The organism is Bradyrhizobium amphicarpaeae (assembly GCF_002266435.3).
In the GTDB taxonomy this organism is placed as follows: domain Bacteria; phylum Pseudomonadota; class Alphaproteobacteria; order Rhizobiales; family Xanthobacteraceae; genus Bradyrhizobium; species Bradyrhizobium amphicarpaeae.
In genome coordinates, this window is the sequence record NZ_CP029426.2 from 4,508,237 (window position 1) to 4,532,518 (window position 24,282).

Below are 24,282 nucleotides of genomic sequence, written 5' to 3' on the forward strand. Positions count from 1 at the left end.
GAAGGGAATCGAACCCTCGTATTCAGCTTGGAAGTCTCGAAAAGCTGTAATGTTTTCAGCGGCCGTTCTGACATTTTCGGCAGTTTTGGCCCATTGAGAGCGTTACAGAATTTCTTGCTGTCAGAATGGCGGCAATGCCCCTGTGGCGTATCGACATGCGGTAGGTTTTGGAGGCCTTGTCTGCGATCCACGGACGCACGGCGGGTGTTGGTCGATGCCAAGCGTGCCTCGATCAGGACGGACTTAATCCCCCGATCAATTCATCAATGCAGCCCGGCTAAGGAGGCGGGTCAGCCGCGGGACCGTCCGGACCGGGAGCGTGCCGTGCCTCGGTAGAGCGTGGCTAGACAATCGTCGATCAGCACGTCGACGTCCACTGCCAGGATCTTCAGACGACCGGTCCTGTACATGAGCAGCAGGCCGAACATCCAGGACGCCCCGGCGACTGCCACCTCATTTTTTTTGGATGCGTCGACCAGACCGTCGGCCTCGAGCGCGTCCGCGACCGCAGCATAGACCCGCTTCAGACGGACGTTGAGTTCGCGGTTCAGGTCCTTGCCGACACCTGCGGGCTTGGCACCGCCGTACAGGTAGAACCCGAGATCGTACTCCGCGGGCCTCTCGCGGAAATACTCGAACCAAGCGCGCAAGGCGGCGTCACATTTCCGACCCACCCGGGCTGCTGCGGCCGCCTGCTCGACGGCTTCGGCCATGCTCGTCAGGGATTCACGCAGGATGTCGGCGTAGACCTCCTCCTTGCTTGCGTATTGGGCGTAGATCGCACCGGTCGTGTAGCCCGCCGCTTTGGCGATCTCCCGCACCGATGTTTTGTGCAGGCCAACTTCGACGAAAACGCGTTTGGCGGCCTCGCGGATCAGTTCGCGCTTGAAAGCGCTCACGGCGGCTTTGCGCTGTTCGATTTTCGGATCGGAAGCTTCCGCCATCGATAGTTTTCCGTTTCGCGAGGCCATGGCGGGCGGCACTCATGTCCGACCTCCGCGCCATTGTCGCCGCTCAAGTGCCGGACCGGGCGGTGCGCAGAGACGTTTGCTATCGAAATATAACAGTGTTACTTAAATGACGTCAAGGAAGCCGCCCCCGGCATCACTGGAGCTCGACTTTGTCAGCGAAAGACCTACATCCGCGAGCGAGGACGGCCTGGAGCGCCGAAGATAACGAGCAGGTTTTCGCCCTCGCCTCGTTCTACGCCGAGTTCGCGCCGCGAGACGATCAAGCCGACTGCGTCGACTCGATCTACATCCTGAAGGACCGGGGACGGCTGACCGAAAGCCGCATGTCGTTCGCTTCCCCGCTCAAGGAGCTCACCTTCGTATTTCGGGAGGACGGTCCAGGCGGCAGAGTAGTTTTCAGCGAGCCCAGCCTCGATCACCGAAGAAAAGGCAGAGCGTTCGTAGGCTGGATCGTGGGCGTCAAGTTCAAGCCGAATTGGTCCGGTTCACCGAGCGTCGACGATCCGGCGATCGTCGCCTGTCGCGATGCGCTCGCGCGCCTCGTCCGGGAGGGTCCATCGTGCTTCGACATCCTCGACACCATGGATCGGACCCTGCTCGCACTTTCGCGGCAACCAAGGCACGGATCGATTGCGGGCGGCGCCCCCCTGGATACGCCGCACGGCCGCGTCAGGGACCTGGCGCACCGCGTAGGCAGATCGGTCCGGACGCTGCAAAGGCGAGTGAGAACATCGACGGGCTGCCCGCCGAAGCGTTTTCTCGCCATGCAGCGGTTCCGCCGATCGGTCTACGAAATCGCGGCGGGAGGCGACGATCTGTCGGCGATCGCCTCCGATCTCGGATTCTCCGACCAGGCTCATCTGACCAGAGAATTTCGGCGACACGCCGGCGTCACTCCCGGCGCGTTCCGGCAGGCCTGGTGCAGGCCCCGCGCGCAGGCTGTCCGATTTCTTCAAGACGCCGGCCGATCCACGCGCCTAATGATGGCGGTGTGGCCACTTGAGACCACGACCGAAGCCGGTTGAGCAGGTCCGCCTTTCGCGCTGACCGGTCGTAGGCCTCGACCTCGACACCGTCAGACGCGAGCTCCTTAGAATGATCATCGACGCCTGGATGCAGCACCCGAACGCCGCATGGATCGGGAATCCGAGGTTCGATCGTTGCGGCGCTGAAGACCAGCAAGACGGGCGGACGAGCGCATCGCCAGCCTCCACCTCGGCGTCGACGCCCGTTCGTCATTCCCCGACCGACGACGCGCGTCGCCAGTTCAAGGTGGCCTGATCTTCCGCAACCCGAGACCCCGAACCGAAGGATGACCGATGCCCTGGATCATTGAACGCAAGCACCCCCACGTAGCCGTGGTGACGATGAACACCAACAAGGTCAACGCGCAGAATCCGGCCTTCTTCGCCGAGCTCCACGCGGCGTTCGATCGTCTGGAATCCGAGTTCGCCGATTGCGCCGTCGTGCTGACCGGATCGGGCGCGGTGTTCACGGCGGGCCTCGACTTCGATCATCATTTTCCGATGTTCGCACGCCGGTCGATCAAGGAGATCGATGCCTGGTTTGACGCATACCGCGCGACGAACCTGCGCCTCTTCACGTATCCGAGGCCCACCGTGGCGGCGATCAACGGCCACGCCTACGCCGGCGGGTTCATCACCGCGATCGATTGCGATCACCGGATCGCCAGCGAAGGCCCGCTGCAGTTTGCGTTGAACGAGGTGCCAATTGGAATTCCGATGCCGGCCGTCTACTGCGAGATCATCAAGCATGCCATCGGTCCGCGATCGGCGTTCGAGATGACGCTGTTCGGTCAAATCTACGATCTCGCCGCCGCCAAGCGTCTCGGCGTCGTCCAGCAGACGGTCGCGCCGGAAAAGCTGCTGGAGACAGCCGTCGCCTGGGCGGCGCTGGTGCCGCCAGATTGCCATGCGGCGTACGCCTTCTCGAAGCGTGCGCTTCAGGCGACCACGATGGCCGCCATCGATGCCGCGGCCCGCCTCGACAAGGACCTGCTGTCGCGTGGCATGTCGGATCTCGGAAGCATCCGCGCCCACACGCGACGCTACAAGGAATTGAAGGGCAAGGACGTGACCTGGCCCTTGCCCGCCTAGGCGCCATCCGAAGGAGGACGTGAAGTAGAGGCCATCGAAAAGAACGAAAAACAGGAGGGACTGATGCACCGCGGCCAGGCAACCGACGGTTCGTCGATCACACCGAGCTACGTCAGCGGAGGGTCGATGACGCCCCTCCTGGGCATGACGATCGGCGACTGCTTCGATGCCACGGTCCGCGCCCACCCCGATCGCCTCGCTTTGGTGGTGCGGTCTCAAGGCGTCCGATGGACGTACCGCGAGCTTGCCGCGGTCGTCGATCGCTTCGCGAGCGGCCTGGCTTCGCTCGGTCTCGTCGCGAACGAACGCGTTGGCATCTGGTCGCCCAACAACGCCGAATGGGTGGTCACGCAGTTCGCAACCGCAAAGCTCGGATTGATCCTCGTAACCATCAACCCCGCCTATCGTCCGCAGGAGTTGGAGTACGCGCTGCGAAAGGTCGGATGCGCGGCGCTAGTCACAGCGACCGCGTTCAAGACGAGCGACTACATCGGCATGCTCCGTCAGATCGCACCGGAGATCGCGACGGGCATTCCGGGACGATTGAACCTTCAGAAACTGCCGGACCTGCGCACGATCATTCAGATCGGCGAGACGACGACTCCAGGCCTGCTTTCATTCGAGGGCGTCTGCCGCCGCGGCTCGACTGCCTCTCCTCCGCGCGTGAAGCTACGTTTCGACGATCCGATCAACATCCAGTTCACCAGTGGCACGACCGGCGCTCCCAAAGGCGCGACGCTGACCCATCACAACATCCTCAACAACGGTTACTTCTGTGGACAAGCCCTCGGCTTCGGTCCCGATGACAGGCTCTGCATTCCCGTTCCCTTTTATCACTGCTTCGGAATGGTCCTGTCCAACCTGACCTGCATCACGCATGGCGCGGCCATGATCGTCCCGGGCGAAGCCTTCGATCCGCTGGGCGTGCTCGAGGCCGTCCAAGCCGAGCGGTGCACGGCGCTGCACGGCGTCCCGACGATGTTCATCTCGATTCTGGAACACCCCACCTTCTCCAGTTTCGATCTGTCGTCGCTCCGCACCGGCGCCATGGCCGGCGCTCCCTGCCCGGTCGAGGTCATGCGTCGCGTGATCGGCGAGATGGGCATGGGCGAAATCACCATAGCGTACGGCATGACGGAGACGAGCCCGATCAGCTTTCAGAGCGATCGGGGCGATCCCCTGGAACGGCGCGTGTCAACGGTCGGCCGCATCCAGCCGTACGTGGAAGTGAAGGTGATCGACGAAGCCGGCGACATCGTCCCGCGCGGCACGCCGGGCGAACTCTGCACGCGCGGCTATTCGGTCATGCGAGGCTATTGGGACGACCCGGACAAGACCGCGCAGGCGATCGACGCAGCCGGCTGGATGCACACGGGCGATCTCGCCACCATCGACGCCGACGGCTATTGCAACATCACCGGTCGCATCAAGGATCTGGTGATTCGCGCCGGCGAGAACATCTATCCGCGCGAGATCGAGGAATTTCTGTATCAGCACCCGAAGGTGCAGGATGTCCAGGTATTCGGCATTCCGGACCCAAAGTACGGCGAGGAGGTCTGCGTCTGGATCCGTCTCAAGGACGGGCAGACGTGCGACGAAGAAAGCATCCGATCCTTCTGTCGCGAGGCGATCGCCCACTACAAGATTCCGCGCTTCATCCGCTTCGTGGACGCCTACCCCATGACAGTGAGCGGCAAGGTTCAGAAATTCATCATGCGGGAAGCGATGGTGCGAGAACTCGCGCTGCAGGAAATCCGCACGGCGTGATCGCATCGCCTCAAGCAGAAGGGCCCTTCAATGATCAACCTTTACACATGGCCGACCCCGAACGGTCACAAGGTCCAGATCATGCTCGAGGAAATCGGCCTGCCCTACACGGTGCATCCGATCGACATTACTCGCGGCGCGCAGTTCGATCCGGATTATCTGGCGCTCAATCCCAACAACAAGGTGCCGACGATCGTCGACGGCGACGGTCCGGACGGCGCCCCGATCACGGTGTTCGAGACGGGTGCGATCCTCATATATCTCGCGGAGAAGACGGGCCGCTTCATGCCTTCGGACGCGCGCGCGCGATGCGAGGTGATGCAATGGCTCATGTGGCAGATGGGAGGGCTCGGCCCGATGCTCGGCCAGGCACAACATTTCCATCGCTACGCCACCGAGAAGGTGCCGTACGCGATCGAACGGTACACCAACGAGGGCCGACGACTGCTGACCGTGATGGAGCAAAGGCTCGACGGGCGCGACTATCTGGCCGGAGAGTATTCGATCGCCGACATTGCCTGCTTCGCCTGGGTCCGCATCCACAAGATGGCCAACCAGAGCCTCGACGACCTGCCGCAGGTCTCGCGCTGGTATGCGGCCATCCGCGCCCGGCCGGCAGTGGAGCGGGGTATCAAACTGTTGCTGGATCAGTGGGTCGACGTGACGAAGAGCGAGCAAGCGCGGACGAATCTCTTCGGCGGTCCGCAGTACGCGTCGGGCGCCGCCAGATCGCCCGGAACCAACTAGCCATGTCCACAAAAGTCACCCTCTACGTCGATTACCGCAGCCCGTTCTCCTATCTCGTCAAGGAAGAAGCCTACGCGCTCGCACGAGATTTCGATGTGACACTGCTCTGGCAACCCTTCACGATTGACCTTCAGGGAGCTTACGGCGGCGAAGTCGAAGAGAGGACCGACCGAGACTGGCGCAAGGTTCGCTATGCCTACATGGACGCACGGCGGCTTGCTGCGCGCCGCAATCGGATCATCCGCGGTACAACTAAAATCTTCGACCCTACGCTCGCGCATACGGGAATGCTGCTCGCGTCACAGACCGACGAATCTGTGTTCCGTTGCTATCACGATACGCTCTGCGAGCGCTTTTGGCGCAGAGACCTCGACATCGAAGACGCGGGAGCGATCAGGAGCCTCCTCATCGAAGCAGGCGCGGAAGGCCGCGCCTTCGACGAGTTGATTTTATCCGGCGAAGGGGTCCGCCGATGCCGGACGATCGCTACGGAAGCCGAAGAGCGGGGTGTCTTCGGTGTCCCGACATTCGTGCTGCAGGAAACCGGCGAGCTTTTCTGGGGCAGCGATCGGGTCTGGCTGCTGCGCGAGCGACTGTCGGGGACCGGCAGTCAGCCGCGTTGTCAGAATGGCTGTCAGAATGAAATCTGAGGGTTCGTGCTAAGCCATTGAAACAATGGAGCGGGTGAAGGGAATCGAACCCTCGTATTCAGCTTGGAAGGCTGCTGCTCTACCATTGAGCTACACCCGCGCTACCGGCTCCCTAACACGGCCGGGCTGCGGTCTCAACTGCTCAGGAGGTCGCTTTCCCGGCGTCCCCCGGCCTTGCGAACCGCCCTGGTTCCTCCGGAGCCGCCGGCTCTTAACAGCGGCGCCGATGCCGCCTATATTGAGGTCTTCCGAAACCAACGAAAGGAGGTGATCCAGTGTCTTTTACCAAGCGCTGTCACCTCGCTGGGATCGCCCGCTAAGCTCTGAATAAGGGCCTGGCATCGGGGCGCTCTCAGCCCTGGACCAGCGAGCAAGAAATCGGGCGCGACGGGGCTTCCCCGCCGCGCCTTTTTCTTGAGATGTCCGGGATCGGAAACCAGGTCAGCCCGCGCGAAGCCGCTCGCGCAACGCGACGGCGGCGATCAGCATGCCGATGCACCAGGCCACGACGGCGCGGTGAGGCTCCCCGCCGAGCAGCACCGTGACAATGCTCGTCAGCAGGCACGGCACGATTGCCCTGCCCGACAGGCTCGTCAGCGCGAGCAGGAACGGCATCGCCGCGATCGATATTTGAAGGACGTCCATATTGGTCATCGGTCGCCAGGCTTCAGAAGCCGCAAACACCGAGCGCGCGCGGGCGCTTGCCGCGCCGGCTTTCGACGATGCGCTCGCCGCCATTCTCGGCCGAACTGCCGTAATAGCGGTGATGGCCGCTCTGGTCGTGCAGATCGGCCGTCTGAGATTGTCCGGCCCGACGTGCGTCGCAGATGATCTTGATGTTACCTGGCATTGCCGCCTCCAGCAGAAATCTTGTTGTTGTGGTCATCAGTCGTGACCACTTCCGGCGGCGTTCACACGGCCGGTGCGCAATCGGGTTTCAGGACGGTTTCGTCGCGGCAAGGCCACGCAATAATTTATGTGCGGGGATTGTCGGCATCGCCTGCGGTGCTACGTCCTTCGGGATCGGTGCAGAAAACAAAGAGGTGACGATGCTGTACGCCATCCTGGCCTACCATGTGGAAGACGAAATCCTGTCCTGGACGCCTGAGCAGGACGCCGCGGTCGTCGCCAAAGTCATCGAAGTTCAGGCGCCCTTGCGGGCCAGCGGGCAGTTCGGGCCGGCGGCTCGTCTGGATGAGACCCGGAAGGCGCGCACCTTGCGCGGCCCCGGCGCGGGGATGGTGCTGGACGGCCCGTTTGCCGAGACCAAGGAGCAGCTTCTGGGCTTCCATTTGATGGAATGCGCCACCGAGGAGGAAGCGATCGCGGCGGCGCGAAAACTGCGTGCGGTCAATCCGAGTGCGGTCTACGAAATCCGCCCGGTCAAGCTTTACGTGCCGGCCGATGGGTTCGGCGCGACGTCCGGGTGAGGCTCAGCCTCACGCGCCCGGCCCGGTCCTCGCACCGTAGAACCGCTGGATCAGGAGGCCGCCGAAGGCGATGAACCACAGGAAGGGCGCGGCGTGCGGCGCGAAGGCCGCCACGATCGTGCCCGGTATGAACACGAGCAGCGGAAACAGCGAGGCCATGATCTCATGGCTCCAGCCGCCCAAGATCCTCCACCATAGCCAGGCGTTGAGGCCGGCGATCGCGCTCAGATGCAGGCCGTAGAGCACCGCGACCGCACTGCTCAAGGGATAATTGGTGTAGAGGCCGTTGGTAACAGGCAGCAGCACGATCGAGAGCAGGAAAAACAAATTGAGCATCACCGCACCGCGGCTGCCCACCGGCTGGCGCGCCAGCCGCCGGTGATGGCTGATCCAGAATACGCCGGCAATGATGAAGCTGAGCGCAAAGCCGATCAGCTTGCCAGAATAGACCCGGGCGAGATCGTTCCAGTCGGGCGCGCCGGTAAACACGGCCGCCTTCGGCAGGTCGTAGGCCAACAGCGTCATGGCAACGCCAAAGATGGTATTGCTGAGCGACTCCAGCCGCCGCATCTCGAACTGCTCGGGCTTGGGCCCGGGCTTGGGCTTGGGCTCGAATTTGGGGTCGGTCATACCGGGCTGTCCGCTTTTCGGGCTGGAACCTTGGGCCTTCTTTTCCCAAGGTGTCAAATCGAGTTGCGTCCAGCCGCATTGCGATTCGCGCGGCAATAGCCGACTCTCGTCGTTTCACCGGGGCGATTCGTGGCAACCTATCTGGACACGCTCAATGCGGAGCAGCGCCGCGCCGTCGAGCATGGCGTGGCCGATGGCGCGACCGTGGGCGCCCCCCTGCTGGTCATTGCCGGCGCCGGCTCCGGCAAGACCAATACGCTGGCCCACCGCGTCGCGCATCTGATCGTCGCCGGTGCCGATCCGCGCCGCATCCTGCTGATGACGTTCTCCCGCCGCGCGGCGGCCGAGATGGCCGGCCGGGTCGAGCGCATCGCCCGCAAGGTGCTCGGGGAGAACAACGCCGCGATCATGCGCGATGCCCTCACCTGGGCCGGCACCTTCCATGGCATCGGCGCGCGGCTGCTGCGCGAATATGCCGAACGGATCGGCGTCGATCCCGCCTTCACCATCCACGACCGCGAGGATTCCGCCGACCTGATGAACCTGGTCCGGCACGAGCGTGGCCTGTCGAAGACCGAGAGCCGCTTTCCCGCCAAGGGCACCTGCCTGTCGATCTACTCGCGCTGCGTCAACGCCGAGTTGGAGATCGAGAAGGTGCTCGGCCAACACTACCCCTGGTGTGCGGGGTGGGCTGCCGAGTTGAAGGGACTGTTCGCGGCTTACGTCGAGGCCAAGCAGGCCCAGCACGTGCTCGATTACGACGATCTGCTGCTCTATTGGTCGCAGATGATGAGCGATGCGCTGATCGCCGAGGAGATCGGCGGCCGCTTCGATCACGTGCTGGTCGACGAGTACCAGGACACCAACCGCCTTCAATCCTCGATCCTGCTGGCGCTCAAGCCCGACGGACGCGGCCTCACCGTGGTCGGCGACGACGCCCAGTCGATCTATTCGTTCCGCGCTGCCACGGTCCGCAACATCCTGGACTTTCCGCAGAGCTTCTCGCCGCGCGCGGAGATGATCACGCTCGACCGCAACTACCGCTCGACGCAGACCGTCCTGGCGGCGGCCAACGGCGTCATCGGGCTCGCGCGCGAACGCTTCACCAAGAATCTCTGGACCGACCGCACCGCCTCGCACAAGCCGCAGCTCGTCACCGTGCATAACGAGGCCGACCAAGCGCGCTACATCGTCGAGGAGGTGCTGGCGAACCGCGAGCAAGGCGCGCTGCTCAAGCACCAGGCGGTGCTGTTCCGGACGTCCTCGCATTCCGGCCCGCTCGAGATCGAGCTGACCCGGCGCAACATTCCGTTCGTGAAGTTCGGCGGGCTGAAATTCCTCGATGCCGCGCATGTCAAGGACGTGCTGGCGCTGCTGCGGTTTGCCGAAAATCCGCGCGACCGCGTCGCCGGTTTCCGCATCCTGCATCTGTTGCCGGGCATCGGGCCCGCGACCGCTCAGCGCGTGCTCGACCAGATGACGGAGAGCGCCGACCCGCTTGCCGTGCTCGGCCAGCTGCCGGTGCCCGCAAGGGCCGGCGACGACTGGACCGCCTTCGTCCGCACCGTCGAGAATTTGCGTTACTCGGAATGGCCGGCCGATCTCGAACGCGTGCGGCTGTGGTACGAGCCGCATCTCGATCGCCTCCACGAGGAGTCCGAGACGCGCCGCGCCGATCTGATGCAGCTCGAGCAGATCGCGAGCGGCTATGCCAGCCGCGAAAAGTTCCTGACCGAGCTCACGCTCGACCCGCCGGATGCGACCAGCGACAAATCCGGGCCGCCGTTGCGCGACGAGGACTATCTGATCCTCTCGACCATCCACTCAGCCAAGGGCCAGGAGTGGAAATCGGTGTTCGTGCTCAACGTCGTCGACGGCTGCATGCCGTCGGATCTCGGCGCCGGCACCTCTGCCGAATTGGAAGAGGAGCGCCGCCTGCTCTATGTCGCGATGACGCGCGCCAAGGACGATCTGCATCTCGTCGTGCCCCAGCGCTTCTTCGTCCACGGCCAGGCCGCCAAGGGCGACCGCCACGTCTACGCTTCACGCACCCGCTTCATTCCGGAGCAACTGGTCTACCTGTTCGAACGCACCGCCTGGCCGAAGGCCGCCGCAGGTGCTGCCCGCACCGCGGCGCAGGGGCCGAAGGTCGACATCGGGGCGCGGATGCGCGGGATGTGGCGGTAGACGCAAGAGGCTCGCCGCAGGACCTGTCAGGGATAGCTGGAACAACAGAGGTCCGGACATGAAAGCCGTCGTCGTCGAACAATACGCGCCGATCGATCAGATCGAACTGAAGGACGTTCCGTCCCCGTCCATGGAGCCGGGACAGTTGCGCGTCCGCGTCGAATCCGCGGGGATCGGCTTTGTCGACGGCCTGAAGATCGAGGGACGCTACCAAACCAAGGATCCCCTGCCCTTCATCCCCGGCACGGAGTTCGCGGGGGTGGTGACGGACGCGCCAGGCGCGCCCGGCGGCTATCAAGCCGGCACGCGCGTCATGGGGATGACGCGGTCGGGCGCGCTGGCCGAAGAGATCGTCGTCAAGCCTGAAGCACTCCACCCGCTGCCCGACGGCGTCGCGGCCGAAGTCGCCGCCTCGTTTCGCGCCAATTATCTCACCGCCCTCTATGCGCTGAGCGCGCGCGCCTCGCTGGTCGCCGGCGAGCAGCTTCTGGTGCTGGGTGCGGCCGGCGGCACCGGAACCGCGGCTGTGCAGATCGGCAAGCTGCTCGGCGCCCGCGTGATCGCCGCCGCATCGACACCGGAGAAGCGCGACTTCGCGCGGGCGCACGGAGCCGACGCGGTGATCGACTACACGCAGACAGGCTGGCGCGACACGCTCAAGGAGCTGACCGACGGACACGGCGCCGACGTGATCTTCGATCCCGTCGGCGGCGAAATTTCGGTGCAGGCGTTTCGGTCCATCGCTTGGCGCGGACGCCATCTCGTGGTCGGCTTTGCCGCCGGCGCCATTCCCGCATTGCCGTTCAATCTGCCGCTTCTCAAGGGCGGTGCCCTGCTCGGCGTCGACCTCGCGCAGATCGCCACCCGCGAGCCCGACGTTCAGAAGCGTCTGATGTCGGAGCTGATCGGCTGGCTCGCCGACGGCAAGCTGAAGCCCGCGGTCGGCCGCGTCTTCGCGCTCGAGGATTTTCGCGAGGCGTTCAAGACGATGCAGACGCGAGCAGCCCTCGGCAAGATGGTGGTGCGAATCGCGCGATAGACCTCACGAACGGAAACCGAGCATTTCCGAAAGCCGACTTGTCGCCCGGCAACCATCCATTAGATCCTGGCAATCCCTCCCCGCAGAGACCTGATCGATGACCGCACCGCTTCAATTCGGACTGGACACCTTTGGCGACGTGACAAAGGACGCCGCCGGCGCCATGCTTCCGCATGCGCAGGTGATCCGCAACGTCGTCGACGAAGCCGTGCTGGCAGACGAGCTCGGCCTCGACTTCATCGGCCTTGGCGAGCACCACCGCGCCGATTTTGCGATCTCCTCGCCGGAGACCGTGCTCGCGGCGATCGCGGCGCGCACCCAGCGCATCCATCTCGGCTCTGCCGTGACGGTGCTGTCTTCGGACGATCCGATCCGCGTGTTCCAGCGCTTTGCCACGCTGGATGCGCTCTCGAACGGACGCGCGGAAGTGATCCTCGGCCGCGGCTCGTTCACGGAATCCTTTCCGCTGTTCGGCTTCGACTTGCGCAAATACGAAGAGCTGTTCGAGGAGAAACTCGACCTGTTCGCCGCGCTCCTGCCGCAGCAGCCGGTGAGCTGGGAGGGCAAGCTGCGTCCGCCGCTGCGGGATCAGCTGGTCTATCCGCCGGTCGAGCACGGCACGCTCAAGACCTGGATCGGCGTCGGCGGCAGCCCGCAATCGGTGGTGCGCGCCGCGCATTACGATTTGCCTTTGATGCTCGCCATCATCGGCGGTGATCCCGCGCGCTTTGCGCCCTTCGTCGATCTCCATCACCGTGCCGCCAAGGAATTCGGCCGCACCGCGCAGCCGATCGGCGTGCACTCGCCCGGCTATGTCGCCGAGACGGACGAAGAAGCGCGCGAGCAGCTGTGGCCCGACTACAAGGCCATGCGCGACCGCATCGGCAAGGAGCGCGGCTGGCCGCCGATGGGCCGCGACGAGTTCGTGAGCGAGGTCGAGCACGGCTCGCTCTATGCCGGCTCGCCGGAGACGGTGGCACGCAAGATCGCCAGGACGGCGAAGACGCTCGGCATATCGCGGTTCCAGCTGAAATATTCGGCCGGGCCCCTGCCGCACGAGAAGCTGATGAAGAGCATCGAGCTCTATGGGGAGAAGGTGATGCCGCTGGTCCGGGAGATGCTTGCCGCTTGATCCACGTCAAGTCGCGTGATCGGGTTTCCGCACTAAAAAAGGATTCCCGTGGATCAGGACAAGCAAGGCGAATGGCACCTCTTTCCAGGAAGTCCCCGCAAGCGCGCCGCCGGAAGGCCCCCGGCAAACCGGCAGCGCAGCTCAAGTCGGCAAGCGCGCGGACGCGCGCGATCGAGTTGACGGCGGTCGAAAGGTCTTTTGCCGAGCAGTCGTCCTCGGCCGCGCTCCAGACCGAGATGGCGGCGCTCGACAGCGTGCTGAAGGGGCCGCCCGCCCTTTCGCCGGACAGCGAGCCGGTGCAGGCCATTCTGACCGGCGCGGCGCCCGACGATGCCGAGCGTCTCCAGGCGCTGCTGGCCGGCAAGGAAGCCAAGCGCGCAAGGCGTACCACCAGCGACGCATTGGCCGACGATTGGCGGATGGGCGGTTACCCCTACAAGTCGCGCATGTATCGCCGCGACTACGAGGAGCAGAAATTCGTCCTGCAGACCGAGCTGCTGAAATTGCAGAACTGGATGAAGGAGAGCCGGCAGCGCCTCGTCCTGTTGTTCGAGGGGCGCGACGCCGCCGGCAAGGGCGGTGCGATCAAGCGCTTCATGGAACATCTCAATCCGCGTGGCGCGCGTGTCGTGGCACTGGAAAAACCGAGCGAGGTCGAGCGCGGCCAATGGTACTTCCAGCGCTACGTGCAGCATCTGCCGACCGCCGGCGAGATCGTGCTGTTCGACCGCAGCTGGTACAACCGTGCCGGCGTCGAGCGCGTGATGAGCTTCTGCTCGCCTGGAGAGTACGACGAATTCCTGCGTCAGGTCCCCGAGTTCGAACGCAATCTCGCGCGCAGCGGCCTGCACCTCATCAAGTTCTGGTTCTCGGTCAGCCGCGAGGAGCAGCGCCGGCGCTTCAAGGAGCGTGAAGGCCATCCGCTGAAGCAGTGGAAGCTGTCACCGATCGACCTCGCCTCGCTCGACAAATGGGACGATTACACCCGCGCCAAGGAATCCATGTTCTTCCACACCGATACGGCGGACTGTCCCTGGATCGTCATCAAGTCCGACGACAAGAAGCGCGCCCGCCTCAACGCCATGCGCTACGTGCTTCATGCGATGCCCTATGCCGGCAAGGACAGCAAACGCATCGGCATGATCGACGATCTCCTGGTCGGGCGCGCCAACGTGATCCACGAGCGGGAAGAGCATGGGAAGTAGGACGGGAGCGGCGGACTAACGGTTGCTGAGACAGTCCGCCTACGCCCTCCGGGCTACGGCGCGACAGCCTTCGCTCTCTTCGCGCCACAGGCACTTATGCTGGCTTGCCGAGCCGTAGCTCGCGAAGCGAAAGTGAATCCTCGCTTGAGACAGTCCGCCTACGCCCTATGGGCTTCGGCGCGACAGCCTTCGTTCGCTTCGCGCCACAGGCACTTATGCTGGCTTGCCGAGCCGTAGCTCGCGAAGCGAAAGCGAATCCTCGCTTGAGACAGTCCGCCTACGCCCTATGGGCTTCGGCGCGACAGCCTTCGTTCGCTTCGCGCCACAGGCACTTATGCTGGCTTGCCGAGCCGTAGCTCGCGAAGCGAGCGAAGGCTGGTGGGGGAGGCAGGACTCGAACCTGCGAAGCCATGAGGCGGCTGATTTACAGTCAGCTCCCTTTGCCACTCGGGACACTCCCCCGCTCGACGGCAGCACAATCGGGCCGGACCTTGCCGGCGACCGAAGACGGCCATGGAACGTGAAGGCCGCGACAGCCCGGATGGGGGCGCGACCGGGCGCGGTTATGGGCGATCCGGTGGGGCAAAGTCAACCGAGGCGAACAGCTAAAATCGCCCCCGAAGCCGCCCAAATTGCCATATTCCGGGACCCGTGACACAAGCGAGCCCATGAAGGACAAGAAATTCACCCCCAGGGACCCGCGCGGCGGGGCTAAGCCCTTCAACAGAACAGGGAAATCGGGCGGCCGGCCGGCCTGGCGCGACCGCGATTCGCATGCCGACGGGCCGGTCATCCTCTATGGCTGGCACACCGTCACCATGGCGCTGACCAATCCGGCGCGGCAGATCCGCAAGCTGACACTGACCGAGAATGCCGCCAAGCGGCTCGCGGACGAGAATATCGCAACCCGCGTCACCCCCGAGATCGTGCGTCCCCAGGAGATCGACCGCCTGCTCTCGCCGGACGCCGTGCATCAGGGCCTGCTCGCCGAGGCCGATCCCCTGCCCTCGCCGGACATCGAAGACCTGGCGCAGGAAGGCATGGTCCTGGTGCTCGACCAGATCACCGATCCCCACAATGTCGGCGCCATCCTGCGCTCGGCCGCGGCGTTCGCGGTGAAGGCGATCGTCACCACCGCGCGCCACAGCCCGGAAGCAACCGGCGTGCTCGCCAAGGCCGCCTCGGGCGCGCTGGAGCTGGTACCAATGGTGACCGTGCAGAACCTCGCGCGCGCCCTGACCACGCTGAACGAGATCGGCTTCCAGACCGTCGGCCTCGACAGCGAAGGCAGCGAGGACCTCTCGGACGTCGCGCTGCGCGAACCGCTCGCACTGGTGTTGGGGGCCGAAGGCAAAGGCCTCAGGCAATTGACCCGCGAGACCTGCAGCGTCGTGGCGCGGCTCGACATGCCCGGCGAGATCAAGAGCCTCAACGTGTCGAACGCCGCCGTGCTCTCGCTCTATGTCGGCGCGAGCCGGCTGGGGCTGATGAAGCGGTAATTCGAAAAAGCAAAACGCCCGTCCGCATCGCGCGAACGGGCGTCTCGTCAGCTCGACCGATCAGGGATCAGTAGTAGCGGCGCAGCATGCGGTGGCCGCCGTAATACGGCGCCGGCGCGTGGCGGTGGGCGTAGCCGTAGCGCGGACCGTAGCCATAGTGCGCGCGCGGCAGGTAGCCGACACGCGGGCCGTAGCCGTAGCGGTACGGACGGTAGTACGGGCGGTGATAGGGAGCCACGGCAGCGCGATAGCGATAGCCATAGCCGTAATTGGCGGGGGCGACGACCGCGTCTTCACGGTAGGTCGGATACGGCGCGAAAGCGCCCGGGCCGGTGTAGGTCGGGCCCTGGTTGACGTGATAATATTGCGTGGTCGGCTCGGCGAGACGCTCATAGGCACCATAGCCGTAGCCGGCACCATAGCCGTAGCCGCCGCAACCGGTGTTGCAGCCGGAATAGACCGGTGCGACCGGCTGGCACGGATTGAAGCCGCACGCCGCGGCGGGTGCCGTGGCGACGAACATCACGGCAGCCGCCGCGACCAGTCCCGAAATCATCTGACGCATTACTCTCTCCTGTTGATTTCCGTTTGTTGGATTTTGACGTTTCTTAACCCGGCGGCCTGCCGGGGACTTGGACACGCGGTCGCGGTGGCCGCGGACGATCGTTGATCTCGGGCGCGAGGATCACCGGCGGTGCGTCGACCGGCGCATTCATCTGCGCCGGCAGCGGCGCCGATTGCGCGCCCCAACTCTGGTAATAGCTCTCGGCGGCCTTCGGCAATTTGCGATTCGCGGGCGGCTCGACCTCGAGCCGGCCGTAGCCGGGGCGCAGGCCCATCGTCGGATAGTAATGGCCGACATCGGTCGGCTGCCGCTCGGCAACATAGCGCCCGCCATAGATCGTGGGCTGCACCTGCTGGTTCTTGCCCAGGCCCCAGACACCCTCGACCACGGCATAGGACGCATCGATGTTGTTGATGATGATCGGCACGCCGGGCCGGCCGGGCACGACGATCTCGAAACCGCTCTCGGCAAACGCCGTTGCGGGCAGTCCGATCAGAAAGGCAGCGAGCGCCACAACGCGCATGAGAGGACCCCGGTTATGCGGCGGCAACCTACCCGATCGCGACGACAAGAGGGTTAAGGCCAGCTCACCAATTTCCGGTAAGCCTAATGTGTAGGGATTACGCGGCGTTCAAATGCCGCCAGGCACATCAGTGAAGCGTTAACAGCGCGCGTCAGAGCAGAGCGGAACCGCGCGTGCTCACATCGGTTTGACCATCCAATCCCCGAAAAATCGTCAGTCTTCGCGGAACGTCCGACGCCGCAAGCGTTTAGCCATGATCAATAATCTGGGAGACAAACAATCATGAACATCAAGCTTCTCGGGGCAACGGCGATCGCAGTGACCATGCTGGCAGGCGCGGCCAACGCGCAAGCGGTCATCAATGAACCGGGCCGTTGCAAGGCCCAATTCCCCAATGCCAATTGCACAAACCTCGGCCCGGGCAATCCCTACACCGACGGCGGTTATCGCCGCGGTCGCATGTCCGCCCGTCAGACCAATGGCGACTGGAATAACGACTGGAACAGGAGCCGCACCGGCTTCTGGCCGACCGACGTCGCGGCCGGCGTAGCCGGCGCCGCGATCGGCACCGCCGGCGCCATCGCCAGCGCGCCGTTCCGCGCTTGGGATAATTCCTACGCGTACGACAACAGCTGGGACAACCGCGGCTGGGACAATCGTGGCTGGGACACCCGCAGCTACGCCCAGCGTAACGGCTTCGTCTGTACGCCCGGCACCTGGTTCAAGGGCGAAGACGGCCGCCGGCACATCTGCCAGTAAGTCGAAATACATCGATGCGAGCGATCAGGCGGCCTTGGGGCCGCCTGATTCATGTCGGCGGCGACCGCCTTTACCGGTTCTGGCACTTTCCGATCAAGTCTGGTATTGCGGCGCGCAACGGGTGGACAGCCCCGGCCCATGCCGGCCCTGCCCGCGTCGCCGGCTTAGCTCAGCGGTAGAGCAGCGGTTTTGTAAACCGAAGGTCGGGGGTTCAATCCCCTCAGCCGGCACCAGTGGTTACAATAACTTAGCACGGAAACGTAGCCCGCAATGTCTTCAATGCAGGCGCTGAGGCAGCGCTGATTTGGATCAGCATGCGTTTTTGATCTGCGCTTTTCGTCGGCCGCAAGAACTGCGCACACGCAGGGAAGGCAATCGGGAGATCAGCGGCCAAGGTTCGGCGCGCGAACGTCTATCGCAGCTGCCGGCCCGATTTTTCGTTTCTCCGAATGCCAAGTCATCGCCATGGACCGCAGGTACGATCTGCTGGAACTACGGAGAGTTCCTTAGGTGAAGCGCCCGAATTTCGGTCGCCCGGCCGATGCTTTAAAGAAAACTCACCGTATGCAGCCGCTCGATGCCAATGGAGCCTGCAATGAACCACTCGATCTACAGCGCAGATAAAGCAACCCACCGTAAGGTGGTCATGTTCGTGCTGCTCACCGGCATTGTAATCATGGCGACGACACTGACCGCCCGGCTACCCCACCTGGAAACCGATGTACAGATGAAGGCTGTTCAGGCTGTCCATGAGCCTCATTCAGGCTCTGCCGTCAGCGAAATGGCCCGAAGCGAGAAGCGCTCGATCTAGATCAACGGGAGGAGGACATCGGGATGACCAATGAAGTGATCAAAGTTCTGATGGTGCTCGCCCTCTACTGCGCGCTCGAAGTCACGCTCTTTTCCTCGTCCATCGCGAGTCGTCAGCTGCGGACGACAAGAGCCGCTCAAAGAGCCGATAAAACGGGAACGCGTCGACAGGCGAGCTAGAGCGGCTCGTCGTCCAGTGTGGACGGCTCCATTTGAAGCGAAACGAAATCGCCTCCGCCGTAATCGTCTTCCGGATCGGGATGAGCAGGCCCGATGGAAAGACGGTCTTCCACCGACCGAACGTTGGGAACGGTCTCGCACGCTACGATGACAGCCCGGTGTGCGTTCCCGGCCTTGACAACGCCACGTAACGTGACCGTGCCGTTCCTCACGCTGACGTTCAGACCGACCGGTTGCCACGGTATCCTGGCCAACGCGGCGAGAACTGATCGACGAACCTGATCGTCATCTTCCGAATAGCCGGAGTTGTTCGCCAGCGGGCCAGCGACCGCTGACACGAAATCAGAGCGGGTGATGATGCCGACGATGCGACCGTCGCGCATGACCGGCAGATGATTCAGGCGTCCTCGCTCCATCAAATCCGCGACCTCCTCCAGCGGCGCCTGTTCGCTGGTGGTTACCGGCTGGCGGGTCATGACCTGCTCGACCTTGCGTCCGTGTTCCTTCACGAACTCGCCGGCGATGCGGTCGGCGCCAAGCAGGAGCGTGAGCAGCCGATTGCGCTCATGCTCCGTGCCGATTTCGGCTCGTCTGAGAAAATCGTTTTCACACAAGATACCAACGAGCTTCCCGCTCGAGTCCACGACCGGCAAACCACTGATGTGCTGCGCAAGCATCAATTTGATGGCATCGCCAATCGGCGCTTCGGGCCTTACGGTGACCACCCGCCGGGACATTATCTGTTGTGCGCGCATGTCTCGCTCCGGAAAGGCTCAAGACGTATTTGCCCCGGCAAATGAGGTGTTGATTGAGATCAAGACTGGAGGAGACCATGATGCCATTCTGACTGCCCACATTGGGAAGCTCGTCGATGACTTTGCGAACACTTATGTTTGTCGCGATCCTCGTAACGCTTTCGGCCTCCAGCGTCGGGGCTGTCGATGGGTCCACTGCCCTGTCCGAGTTGATGACGCGACTTCAGCTTCAGCATGCAAAATTGTGGTTTGCCGGCAAGCTGAGCAATTGGGGCCTGGCAGCCTACGAGCTTCGACAGATGGATGCCAATCTCGAGGCCGCGAGCAGAATGGTAGCCGATCCGTCGCATGCCATTCGTGCGAGGGAGCAGCTTCAGGCCGTTGGGCGGGCTCTACAATCCAAGGACGTGACCGCATTCACCAAGTCGTACGCAACCCTGACAACCGAATGTAACGGTTGCCACAGAAGCAGTGGGTATGCCGCTATTGCAATCCAGATCCCGCTGACATTGCCGGTTCCGAACCAATTGTTTGTCGATCAAGTGGCGGAGGGACGAGCCCTCGCCCACTCGACTTGCGGGACATGCCACATCGTCGCTGACGCCACAAAGGAGCCCTCGACGCTTCGACCGCCGACGCCCGCCTTCCCGGATATCGTGAGGCGACCGTCGTTTTCCGCCGATGGGCTCCGACTGTTGCTGGCGTCAAATCATCGCCACGTGGGACCCGACCAAGCCATGCCAAATCCGAGGCTTTCGGAGCAGCAGATCGAAGCCATCGTCGCCTACCTGGAGACGCTCCGAGCAGGCCTCTCTCGCTGACAAGGGCCAACGCTCGTACATTCTCATGCCAACCATCGCTCAAGAACGATTTCCGGCAGCTCGTCCAGCCGCCAGAGCCCGAGACTCTTGTCGCGCCAGCCGCCATCGCCCTCCTCGCAGCGCTCGTCGATCAATTCGCGCGGCACCGGCCAGCCGAACGGGGCCTTCGCCATGTTGAGCGCGCGCCAGTCGCCATCCTCGCAATCCCGATTGTCCTCAAATTCCGGAAACGTCGTGACGAGCAGGAATTGCGCGCCGCTCTCGCGAAACCGAGCGATGGCGCGCGCGATGTTCTGAAAACTCAGATGCACCAGGCAATCCCGGCACAGGATCATGTCGGCGCGCGGCAGGGCATCGCGCGTGATGTCGGCCACCAGGAAGCGGCCGGCGAGTTCGCCGCGCGCCGCACGCGCATTGTTGGTCTCGATCAGCGACGGCACAATGTCGATGCCGATGTAATCGAGATCGAGATTGATGCGGCCGATCCAGCCGGCGTCGCCGCAGGGCGCATCGAGCAGCGAGCGCGCGCCGAGCCGCTGCAGCAGCGAAGGAAGCGCGTCCCGGATCGCGGCGGTCGCAGGGTCCTCGGAGCCAAGGCCCGACACGGAAGTCGCGGCCCCCCAAAGGTTGGTGCGCTCGATCCGCTCGAACCGGGCGGCGAGATCGAGCCCTGAGAAATTGTCGCGGTCGGCGGCGAAGCGCTCGTGGGCGAGCACGGGGGGACGCTTGGAGATCATCGGCAAGCCTCGCATCAAGTCGCACGGTCACACTACAGCAAGCCGCGGGCTCTGAACCGCTCAATCCGGCTTCTGCCACTCCATGATGTGGAAGTAAGGCACGCGGCGATGCCGGGCGACCTGCTCGGGCGTGCCGCCCGTCGGTTGGGGCTCGCTGAACAGGCGCAGCTGGAGACCGTGATCGAGCAGCAGCGTCATATAGGTGCTGAGCGGCCGATGCCAGTTCAGGATCCGGACGCCGCGCCAGCTGACCCAGGTCGCGCGTTCGTCCATGTAGTTATCGATGATGAAGCGCGGGGTGCCGTCGTGATCGCGCGTCCAGCCGGTGGGTGGGCCGGCGGTATTGAAGCTGGTCATGTTGGCGATCAGCAACGTGCCGCCGGGCCGCAGTGCCCTCACCATGCCGGCGATGGCCGCGCCGAGATCGGGCATGTCGATCAGGGTGAGATAGCTGACGACGAGATCATGTGACGCTTCGACATCCATCGTCTCGGCGCGGCCGAGCCGATAGTCGCCGTCCGGGTCCAGCTCCCTGGCGCGCGCCAGCAGGGCTTCGGTTGGATCGATGCCGATGGTGCGGATGCCGGCGCGCTGCATGATGCGGCAGAAGCGCCCTTCCCCGCATCCGACATCGAGCGCATTGCGGAATCCGCGGCCTTCGATCCGCGCCCGCATCGGCGCGTCGAGCACGAAGCGGCGGCCGTAATCGCCGTCTTGTCCTTGCTCGACGATCCATGCGTCCGCGGACGCGGCCCAGCCGTCGCTGACATCCTCATTCATGTTCCGGACCTGTGGTGTCTCCGCCGCGCACCCGCGCGGGGACGGTCAGCAACCACAGATTGGATCGTAGCGCAACATGGAGTAATTTGTGTAAGTCATGCGTTCCCACCCCCGAGAGAATGCCAGGATCGTCGCCGGCGCGGTGACGGCCGTCGTGATGACGGCTGTGCTGTTTGCAATTGCAATGGCATTCCTGCTGGTGCTGTAGAAGGTATCGGCACCGCGGACGTGCGCTGGCGGAGCATGGGACCGGATCGGAACCAACGACCTGGGTCGTTCGTTCTGAACTCATGCGGATCACGGAAGAAAACCGAAATATGTTTCTGCTGGCGACGGTGACGCTTTGCTGTACCGCCGTGGCCGGCACATTGTCGCTGTTCGAGCCAATGCTTGGGCCGAAGCCCGAAAGGCTGGTCGCCGAGAGAGCGACGATCGACGCCACCCGGACGTCCGACCTCACCCCGGTACGGGTGGTCGGCGCGCCGTTCGAGCCCAACGTCAATCCGCGCGAGCGATAGCGCTCACCTCGGCGACGCCTCCGTACCCCCCTCGGGCCTGCCATGGGCACGCGCCAATCCTTCCACGAACGCGATCACCTCCGCCCGTTTGTCGGGCGGCAGCGACAGGAACGCGCGGATGAGCCTCAGGCCCTCCGCTTCGTCCGACCGTTGTGTTCCGGAATCCATCCGCGATATGTCGGGTGACCGGGAAAAATATGCAATCCCTTGCAAACCTGCTTGATTCGACGCAGCCGCTTTGCTGGAATGGGGGCGGCTGAGGTGGCCCATGAAATGGATCAGGGAACGCGACGCACTGATCGCGCAGACACTGGCCTTCGTCCAATCGGTGACCGGCAAGAAGGATGATGTCCTTCAGCCGGATGGGACCAGGATTGCCACGACCGTCGCGGTCGGGATGGTTGCCGTGGAGGCCGCCGCCGTCGAGATACCGCTGACGCAAGCTCCGGTGCCACCCCCGCCCGCACCCCTGCCGCCGCCGCGCGCGAGCGGTGATTTCCGCAACGAGATGCAGGCCCGCATCGCCAATTTCCGCAAGCATCAGGAGCGGTTCGAGCGCGAGCGCGAGGAATATTGCGCCGAAACCCTGACCAGGTTGCGTGCCGCCATCCGTGACGCCTCCGGCCCACCGGCCAGAAAGTAAGGCCGCCCCCGTCAGGGGGCCTACAGCCAGGACCACACCAGCCAAATATTGGCCGCGCAGGCGCCGAATAACGCCAGCGTCAGCGGCAGGAGCATGTGCCCGCAGGAGGTGTTCAGGTCGCTCGTCATGGCGGAAAACATCCGCTGATTCCGCCAAACGAGTCCCAAGGATTCTTTTTTTCGCGATTCAGGACTCGTTAAGGACTCAGAGCCCCACCCTCCGATCACGGCGCCGTGATCACCCGCCTCCCGGAACCGCCGGCCCCATAAAACCGTTAAAGCGCTTTCCGGGAGCGGGAAGAATGCCCTACGCCTTGTTCTGCAACGACGCCCAGATCAGCAAAGCCTATCCGAGCGAATCCGACGTCTGGAAGCTGGCCCATCGGAGCGGCCTGGTCGTGGACGCCAGTGCCGACGAGGAGCGTCCCGGGCCGCGCCGCGTGCTCGACAACGACTACGAGATCAAGCCCTGCCGGGTCGCCGAGGGGGAGGACCCCGCCAGGAACAAGGCCGAGGCCGATCGCCAGTCGAAGATAGAGCTCGAGTTGAATTCGTGAGGTCTGGCGGCGGAAGCCGCGAAGCGATCAGGGCGTCGCGGCCGCCAGCGAAGCCTGCTCACCCGGCATGGGCACGCAGGCCTTGCGGCGATGCAGCCCGCGGATCGCGCCTGTCACCTTCAGCACCTTGCCTGACGGGCAAGACGCATCCTTGACGAAAGCCACCTCGTAAGGTGCCAACATCAGAGGCTCGGATTTGAGGATTGTCTGTGCAGAGCACGGCAGGCCAAAGAAGCAAGAGAGCACCACTGCCGACACCAAGATACGCATGTCCGTCGTCCCACCAGCCCGGTAATTCTCATATAACGCTTTCCGGAGCGCGAGTTCCGTAAGCGGCAAAAATTATTTTTGCTTTACCCAAGTCCCATGACGCGCGTGAGAAGGCCCGCGCCGAAATGTTTTCCTGCAAATGACGCGCCAGATGGTTCACACAAAGGAAACATCGGGCCGGCAGGCAGGAGGCCGGCAGACGAAAGGCCGGCGGGAAGCCGGCCTTTGTCAGAGCGTGATCGCGGGTGGTCGGTCAGTAGCGCGAGGCCGCCGGACCGCCCCAGCCGAAGCGGTAGTTCACACCGACCTTGACGGTATGCTCGTCCTCCCGGCCGCGAACGCCGACGATGTCGGCCGGACCGGAGGTGAAGGTGGTGCTGCCGAAATTATAGTACTGGTACTCGGCCTTGGCCGACCAGTTCGGCGCGAACATGTATTCTAGGCCGGCGCCGACGGTGTAGCCGTCCTTGCTGTTGCCAGTGGTGGTGAAGCCCTGCGGCACGCCTGCGATGTTGACGCCCAGGCCGCCATTGCGCCAGGCGTAACCGCCCTTGGCGTAGAGCAGCGCCGGACCCCAGGTGTAGCCGATGCGGCCGGTCACCGACCCGAGCTGATCGGTATTGGAGGTCACCTGCGTGCCGAACGGGAACGTGACGCCGTTGTTGTTGGTCGGCAGCCAGGAATACTGGGCCTCGATACCCACCACCCAATTGGGCGCGAACTGGTAGTCGAAACCGCCCTGCACGCCGCCAAGGAAGCGGGCATCGCTGGACTGGAAGCTGCTGTCGCCGGCAAACGCGCCGCCGACATGGCCGCCGATGTAGAAACCGGTCCAGTTATAAATCACCTGCGGCGGCGTATAGGCCGGAGCCTTGGTGTAGGTGCGCGCCTGCATGTCCGCAGCTGCGGCTGGCGCTGCCAATGCAAGCAGAGCGGCTGCACCCAGCAAAATCGATTTCATGATCATCCCCGTTCTTTCATTTACGACACT

The 24,282-nt window shown here is 63.8% G+C and carries 30 protein-coding genes and 3 tRNA genes; 20 read left to right on the top strand and 13 right to left on the bottom strand.

The window, feature by feature from the left end:
- Window positions 1–290 precede the first annotated feature (290 nt).
- Entirely contained in the window at window positions 291–944 is a 654-nt protein-coding gene (locus tag CIT40_RS21095; protein WP_162307596.1) for a TetR/AcrR family transcriptional regulator, read from the bottom strand.
- Between the two features lie 176 nt (window positions 945–1,120).
- Here CIT40_RS21095 and CIT40_RS21100 point away from each other — a divergent pair, with 176 nt between their 5' ends.
- The 6 genes from CIT40_RS21100 (at window position 1,121) to CIT40_RS21125 (ending at window position 6,252) form a co-directional block, all read left to right on the top strand.
- Window positions 1,121–1,996: a helix-turn-helix domain-containing protein gene (locus CIT40_RS21100; RefSeq protein ID WP_094895440.1), complete on the top strand. Its 876-nt coding sequence runs from the start codon at window positions 1,121–1,123 to the stop codon at window positions 1,994–1,996.
- A 70-nt stretch (window positions 1,997–2,066) separates the two neighbouring features.
- Window positions 2,067–2,252: a hypothetical protein gene (locus CIT40_RS21105; RefSeq protein WP_094895441.1), complete on the top strand. Its 186-nt coding sequence runs from the start codon at window positions 2,067–2,069 to the stop codon at window positions 2,250–2,252.
- A gap of 38 nt (window positions 2,253–2,290) precedes the next feature.
- On the top strand, window positions 2,291–3,088 hold the full coding sequence (locus CIT40_RS21110) for an enoyl-CoA hydratase/isomerase family protein (RefSeq protein ID WP_094895442.1): 798 nt from the start codon (window positions 2,291–2,293) through the stop codon (window positions 3,086–3,088).
- A gap of 63 nt (window positions 3,089–3,151) precedes the next feature.
- Window positions 3,152–4,855 (top strand): AMP-binding protein, encoded by a 1,704-nt coding sequence (locus CIT40_RS21115; RefSeq protein ID WP_094895443.1) that lies wholly within the window; start codon window positions 3,152–3,154, stop codon window positions 4,853–4,855.
- Between the two features lie 81 nt (window positions 4,856–4,936).
- A complete protein-coding gene (locus tag CIT40_RS21120; RefSeq protein ID WP_414645362.1) occupies window positions 4,937–5,602 on the top strand; it encodes a glutathione S-transferase family protein in 666 nt (221 codons plus the stop codon).
- A gap of 2 nt (window positions 5,603–5,604) precedes the next feature.
- On the top strand, window positions 5,605–6,252 hold the full coding sequence (locus CIT40_RS21125) for a DsbA family protein (RefSeq protein ID WP_094895445.1): 648 nt from the start codon (window positions 5,605–5,607) through the stop codon (window positions 6,250–6,252).
- Window positions 6,253–6,278: 26 nt separating this feature from the next.
- On the opposite strand, the gene CIT40_RS21130 is transcribed toward CIT40_RS21125, so the two are convergent.
- From CIT40_RS21130 to CIT40_RS21140, 3 genes are all read right to left on the bottom strand, one after another.
- Window positions 6,279–6,352, bottom strand: a tRNA-Gly gene (locus CIT40_RS21130).
- Between the two features lie 341 nt (window positions 6,353–6,693).
- Window positions 6,694–6,897: a hypothetical protein gene (locus CIT40_RS21135; RefSeq protein ID WP_094895743.1), complete on the bottom strand. Its 204-nt coding sequence runs from the start codon at window positions 6,895–6,897 to the stop codon at window positions 6,694–6,696.
- 22 nt (window positions 6,898–6,919) lie between these two features.
- On the bottom strand, window positions 6,920–7,102 hold the full coding sequence (locus tag CIT40_RS21140) for a hypothetical protein (RefSeq protein ID WP_193550874.1): 183 nt from the start codon (window positions 7,100–7,102) through the stop codon (window positions 6,920–6,922).
- Between the two features lie 199 nt (window positions 7,103–7,301).
- On the opposite strand from CIT40_RS21140, the gene CIT40_RS21145 reads away from it, so the two are divergent.
- The gene (locus CIT40_RS21145) at window positions 7,302–7,682 is read left to right on the top strand and encodes a YciI family protein (protein WP_094895744.1); all 381 of its coding nucleotides are present in this window, start codon (window positions 7,302–7,304) and stop codon (window positions 7,680–7,682) included.
- Window positions 7,683–7,691: 9 nt separating this feature from the next.
- On the opposite strand, the gene CIT40_RS21150 is transcribed toward CIT40_RS21145, so the two are convergent.
- Entirely contained in the window at window positions 7,692–8,312 is a 621-nt protein-coding gene (locus tag CIT40_RS21150) for a TMEM175 family protein (protein ID WP_094895447.1), read from the bottom strand.
- Between the two features lie 129 nt (window positions 8,313–8,441).
- On the opposite strand from CIT40_RS21150, the gene CIT40_RS21155 reads away from it, so the two are divergent.
- The 4 genes from CIT40_RS21155 to ppk2 all read left to right on the top strand — a co-directional run bounded on the left by CIT40_RS21155 (window position 8,442) and on the right by ppk2 (window position 13,875).
- Window positions 8,442–10,499, top strand: a complete 2,058-nt coding sequence (locus CIT40_RS21155) for an ATP-dependent helicase (protein WP_094895448.1) — start codon at window positions 8,442–8,444, stop codon at window positions 10,497–10,499.
- Between the two features lie 58 nt (window positions 10,500–10,557).
- Window positions 10,558–11,538, top strand: coding sequence for an NADPH:quinone oxidoreductase family protein (locus CIT40_RS21160; protein WP_094895449.1), 981 nt, complete (start codon window positions 10,558–10,560; stop codon window positions 11,536–11,538).
- A 97-nt stretch (window positions 11,539–11,635) separates the two neighbouring features.
- Window positions 11,636–12,670 (top strand): LLM class flavin-dependent oxidoreductase, encoded by a 1,035-nt coding sequence (locus tag CIT40_RS21165; RefSeq protein ID WP_094895450.1) that lies wholly within the window; start codon window positions 11,636–11,638, stop codon window positions 12,668–12,670.
- 236 nt (window positions 12,671–12,906) lie between these two features.
- Window positions 12,907–13,875: a polyphosphate kinase 2 gene (gene ppk2, locus CIT40_RS21170; protein ID WP_244612008.1), complete on the top strand. Its 969-nt coding sequence runs from the start codon at window positions 12,907–12,909 to the stop codon at window positions 13,873–13,875.
- A 376-nt stretch (window positions 13,876–14,251) separates the two neighbouring features.
- Here the strand turns inward: ppk2 and CIT40_RS21175 are convergent.
- A tRNA-Tyr gene (locus CIT40_RS21175) sits at window positions 14,252–14,337 on the bottom strand.
- Between the two features lie 206 nt (window positions 14,338–14,543).
- Between CIT40_RS21175 and rlmB the strand changes: the two genes are divergently transcribed.
- Window positions 14,544–15,374 carry a 23S rRNA (guanosine(2251)-2'-O)-methyltransferase RlmB gene (gene rlmB, locus CIT40_RS21180; RefSeq protein ID WP_162307597.1) on the top strand — a complete coding sequence of 277 codons (831 nt, stop codon included), beginning with the start codon at window positions 14,544–14,546 and terminating at the stop codon, window positions 15,372–15,374.
- Between the two features lie 67 nt (window positions 15,375–15,441).
- Here the strand turns inward: rlmB and CIT40_RS21185 are convergent, their stop codons facing one another.
- Both CIT40_RS21185 and CIT40_RS21190 read right to left on the bottom strand, forming a co-directional pair.
- Window positions 15,442–15,939: a hypothetical protein gene (locus CIT40_RS21185; RefSeq protein WP_094895453.1), complete on the bottom strand. Its 498-nt coding sequence runs from the start codon at window positions 15,937–15,939 to the stop codon at window positions 15,442–15,444.
- Window positions 15,940–15,982: 43 nt separating this feature from the next.
- On the bottom strand, window positions 15,983–16,462 hold the full coding sequence (locus CIT40_RS21190; RefSeq protein WP_094895454.1) for a hypothetical protein: 480 nt from the start codon (window positions 16,460–16,462) through the stop codon (window positions 15,983–15,985).
- Between the two features lie 282 nt (window positions 16,463–16,744).
- Between CIT40_RS21190 and CIT40_RS21195 the strand changes: the two genes are divergently transcribed.
- From CIT40_RS21195 to CIT40_RS21210, 4 genes are all read left to right on the top strand, one after another.
- Complete coding sequence (locus CIT40_RS21195) at window positions 16,745–17,221, top strand: hypothetical protein (RefSeq protein ID WP_094895455.1); 477 nt, start codon at window positions 16,745–16,747, stop codon at window positions 17,219–17,221.
- Window positions 17,222–17,379: 158 nt separating this feature from the next.
- Window positions 17,380–17,454 (top strand) — tRNA-Thr (locus tag CIT40_RS21200).
- A 362-nt stretch (window positions 17,455–17,816) separates the two neighbouring features.
- A complete protein-coding gene (locus tag CIT40_RS21205; protein ID WP_148667218.1) occupies window positions 17,817–18,032 on the top strand; it encodes a hypothetical protein in 216 nt (71 codons plus the stop codon).
- A gap of 23 nt (window positions 18,033–18,055) precedes the next feature.
- Entirely contained in the window at window positions 18,056–18,211 is a 156-nt protein-coding gene (locus CIT40_RS21210) for a hypothetical protein (RefSeq protein ID WP_155526000.1), read from the top strand.
- Here CIT40_RS21210 and CIT40_RS21215 read toward each other — a convergent pair.
- On the bottom strand, window positions 18,208–18,966 hold the full coding sequence (locus CIT40_RS21215) for a CBS domain-containing protein (protein WP_094895457.1): 759 nt from the start codon (window positions 18,964–18,966) through the stop codon (window positions 18,208–18,210). The two genes, CIT40_RS21210 and CIT40_RS21215, sit on opposite strands and share 4 nt — an antisense overlap.
- 134 nt (window positions 18,967–19,100) lie before the next feature.
- Here CIT40_RS21215 and CIT40_RS21220 point away from each other — a divergent pair, with 134 nt between their 5' ends.
- Entirely contained in the window at window positions 19,101–19,787 is a 687-nt protein-coding gene (locus tag CIT40_RS21220; RefSeq protein ID WP_244611817.1) for a c-type cytochrome, read from the top strand.
- A 23-nt stretch (window positions 19,788–19,810) separates the two neighbouring features.
- Here the strand turns inward: CIT40_RS21220 and CIT40_RS21225 are convergent, their stop codons facing one another.
- Window positions 19,811–20,524 (bottom strand): class I SAM-dependent methyltransferase, encoded by a 714-nt coding sequence (locus CIT40_RS21225; RefSeq protein ID WP_094895459.1) that lies wholly within the window; start codon window positions 20,522–20,524, stop codon window positions 19,811–19,813.
- 60 nt (window positions 20,525–20,584) lie between these two features.
- Window positions 20,585–21,304, bottom strand: a complete 720-nt coding sequence (locus CIT40_RS21230; protein WP_094895460.1) for a class I SAM-dependent methyltransferase — start codon at window positions 21,302–21,304, stop codon at window positions 20,585–20,587.
- 317 nt (window positions 21,305–21,621) lie between these two features.
- On the opposite strand from CIT40_RS21230, the gene CIT40_RS21235 reads away from it, so the two are divergent.
- The 3 genes from CIT40_RS21235 to CIT40_RS21245 all read left to right on the top strand — a co-directional run bounded on the left by CIT40_RS21235 (window position 21,622) and on the right by CIT40_RS21245 (window position 23,021).
- Complete coding sequence (locus tag CIT40_RS21235; RefSeq protein ID WP_094895745.1) at window positions 21,622–21,822, top strand: hypothetical protein; 201 nt, start codon at window positions 21,622–21,624, stop codon at window positions 21,820–21,822.
- A 268-nt stretch (window positions 21,823–22,090) separates the two neighbouring features.
- On the top strand, window positions 22,091–22,465 hold the full coding sequence (locus tag CIT40_RS21240; RefSeq protein WP_094895461.1) for a hypothetical protein: 375 nt from the start codon (window positions 22,091–22,093) through the stop codon (window positions 22,463–22,465).
- Between the two features lie 301 nt (window positions 22,466–22,766).
- Window positions 22,767–23,021 carry a hypothetical protein gene (locus tag CIT40_RS21245; RefSeq protein WP_094895462.1) on the top strand — a complete coding sequence of 85 codons (255 nt, stop codon included), beginning with the start codon at window positions 22,767–22,769 and terminating at the stop codon, window positions 23,019–23,021.
- Between the two features lie 27 nt (window positions 23,022–23,048).
- Here CIT40_RS21245 and CIT40_RS21250 read toward each other — a convergent pair whose 3' ends face one another.
- Both CIT40_RS21250 and CIT40_RS21255 read right to left on the bottom strand, forming a co-directional pair.
- Window positions 23,049–23,291 (bottom strand): DUF6719 family protein, encoded by a 243-nt coding sequence (locus CIT40_RS21250; RefSeq protein WP_094895463.1) that lies wholly within the window; start codon window positions 23,289–23,291, stop codon window positions 23,049–23,051.
- Between the two features lie 253 nt (window positions 23,292–23,544).
- Window positions 23,545–24,252: an outer membrane protein gene (locus tag CIT40_RS21255; RefSeq protein WP_162307598.1), complete on the bottom strand. Its 708-nt coding sequence runs from the start codon at window positions 24,250–24,252 to the stop codon at window positions 23,545–23,547.
- Window positions 24,253–24,282 lie beyond the last annotated feature (30 nt).

Excerpts from the sequence above, each read along its gene's own strand:
- CIT40_RS21095 (WP_162307596.1), bottom strand. The coding sequence starts at position 944 with ATGGCGGAAGCTTCCGATCCGAAAATCGAACAGCGCAAAGCCGCCGTG.
- CIT40_RS21105 (WP_094895441.1), top strand. The coding sequence starts at position 2,067 with ATGATCATCGACGCCTGGATGCAGCACCCGAACGCCGCATGGATCGGG.
- CIT40_RS21110 (WP_094895442.1), top strand. The coding sequence starts at position 2,291 with ATGCCCTGGATCATTGAACGCAAGCACCCCCACGTAGCCGTGGTGACG.
- CIT40_RS21115 (WP_094895443.1), top strand. The coding sequence starts at position 3,152 with ATGCACCGCGGCCAGGCAACCGACGGTTCGTCGATCACACCGAGCTAC.
- CIT40_RS21120 (WP_414645362.1), top strand. The coding sequence starts at position 4,937 with ATGCTCGAGGAAATCGGCCTGCCCTACACGGTGCATCCGATCGACATT.
- CIT40_RS21125 (WP_094895445.1), top strand. The coding sequence starts at position 5,605 with ATGTCCACAAAAGTCACCCTCTACGTCGATTACCGCAGCCCGTTCTCC.
- CIT40_RS21135 (WP_094895743.1), bottom strand. The coding sequence starts at position 6,897 with ATGGACGTCCTTCAAATATCGATCGCGGCGATGCCGTTCCTGCTCGCG.
- CIT40_RS21140 (WP_193550874.1), bottom strand. The coding sequence starts at position 7,102 with ATGCCAGGTAACATCAAGATCATCTGCGACGCACGTCGGGCCGGACAA.
- CIT40_RS21145 (WP_094895744.1), top strand. The coding sequence starts at position 7,302 with ATGCTGTACGCCATCCTGGCCTACCATGTGGAAGACGAAATCCTGTCC.
- CIT40_RS21150 (WP_094895447.1), bottom strand. The coding sequence starts at position 8,312 with ATGACCGACCCCAAATTCGAGCCCAAGCCCAAGCCCGGGCCCAAGCCC.
- CIT40_RS21160 (WP_094895449.1), top strand. The coding sequence starts at position 10,558 with ATGAAAGCCGTCGTCGTCGAACAATACGCGCCGATCGATCAGATCGAA.
- CIT40_RS21165 (WP_094895450.1), top strand. The coding sequence starts at position 11,636 with ATGACCGCACCGCTTCAATTCGGACTGGACACCTTTGGCGACGTGACA.
- ppk2 (WP_244612008.1), top strand. The coding sequence starts at position 12,907 with ATGGCGGCGCTCGACAGCGTGCTGAAGGGGCCGCCCGCCCTTTCGCCG.
- rlmB (WP_162307597.1), top strand. The coding sequence starts at position 14,544 with ATGAAGGACAAGAAATTCACCCCCAGGGACCCGCGCGGCGGGGCTAAG.
- CIT40_RS21185 (WP_094895453.1), bottom strand. The coding sequence starts at position 15,939 with ATGCGTCAGATGATTTCGGGACTGGTCGCGGCGGCTGCCGTGATGTTC.
- CIT40_RS21190 (WP_094895454.1), bottom strand. The coding sequence starts at position 16,462 with ATGCGCGTTGTGGCGCTCGCTGCCTTTCTGATCGGACTGCCCGCAACG.
- CIT40_RS21195 (WP_094895455.1), top strand. The coding sequence starts at position 16,745 with ATGAACATCAAGCTTCTCGGGGCAACGGCGATCGCAGTGACCATGCTG.
- CIT40_RS21205 (WP_148667218.1), top strand. The coding sequence starts at position 17,817 with ATGAACCACTCGATCTACAGCGCAGATAAAGCAACCCACCGTAAGGTG.
- CIT40_RS21210 (WP_155526000.1), top strand. The coding sequence starts at position 18,056 with ATGACCAATGAAGTGATCAAAGTTCTGATGGTGCTCGCCCTCTACTGC.
- CIT40_RS21215 (WP_094895457.1), bottom strand. The coding sequence starts at position 18,966 with ATGCGCGCACAACAGATAATGTCCCGGCGGGTGGTCACCGTAAGGCCC.
- CIT40_RS21220 (WP_244611817.1), top strand. The coding sequence starts at position 19,101 with ATGTTTGTCGCGATCCTCGTAACGCTTTCGGCCTCCAGCGTCGGGGCT.
- CIT40_RS21225 (WP_094895459.1), bottom strand. The coding sequence starts at position 20,524 with ATGATCTCCAAGCGTCCCCCCGTGCTCGCCCACGAGCGCTTCGCCGCC.
- CIT40_RS21230 (WP_094895460.1), bottom strand. The coding sequence starts at position 21,304 with ATGAATGAGGATGTCAGCGACGGCTGGGCCGCGTCCGCGGACGCATGG.
- CIT40_RS21235 (WP_094895745.1), top strand. The coding sequence starts at position 21,622 with ATGTTTCTGCTGGCGACGGTGACGCTTTGCTGTACCGCCGTGGCCGGC.
- CIT40_RS21240 (WP_094895461.1), top strand. The coding sequence starts at position 22,091 with ATGAAATGGATCAGGGAACGCGACGCACTGATCGCGCAGACACTGGCC.
- CIT40_RS21245 (WP_094895462.1), top strand. The coding sequence starts at position 22,767 with ATGCCCTACGCCTTGTTCTGCAACGACGCCCAGATCAGCAAAGCCTAT.
- CIT40_RS21250 (WP_094895463.1), bottom strand. The coding sequence starts at position 23,291 with ATGCGTATCTTGGTGTCGGCAGTGGTGCTCTCTTGCTTCTTTGGCCTG.
- CIT40_RS21255 (WP_162307598.1), bottom strand. The coding sequence starts at position 24,252 with ATGAAATCGATTTTGCTGGGTGCAGCCGCTCTGCTTGCATTGGCAGCG.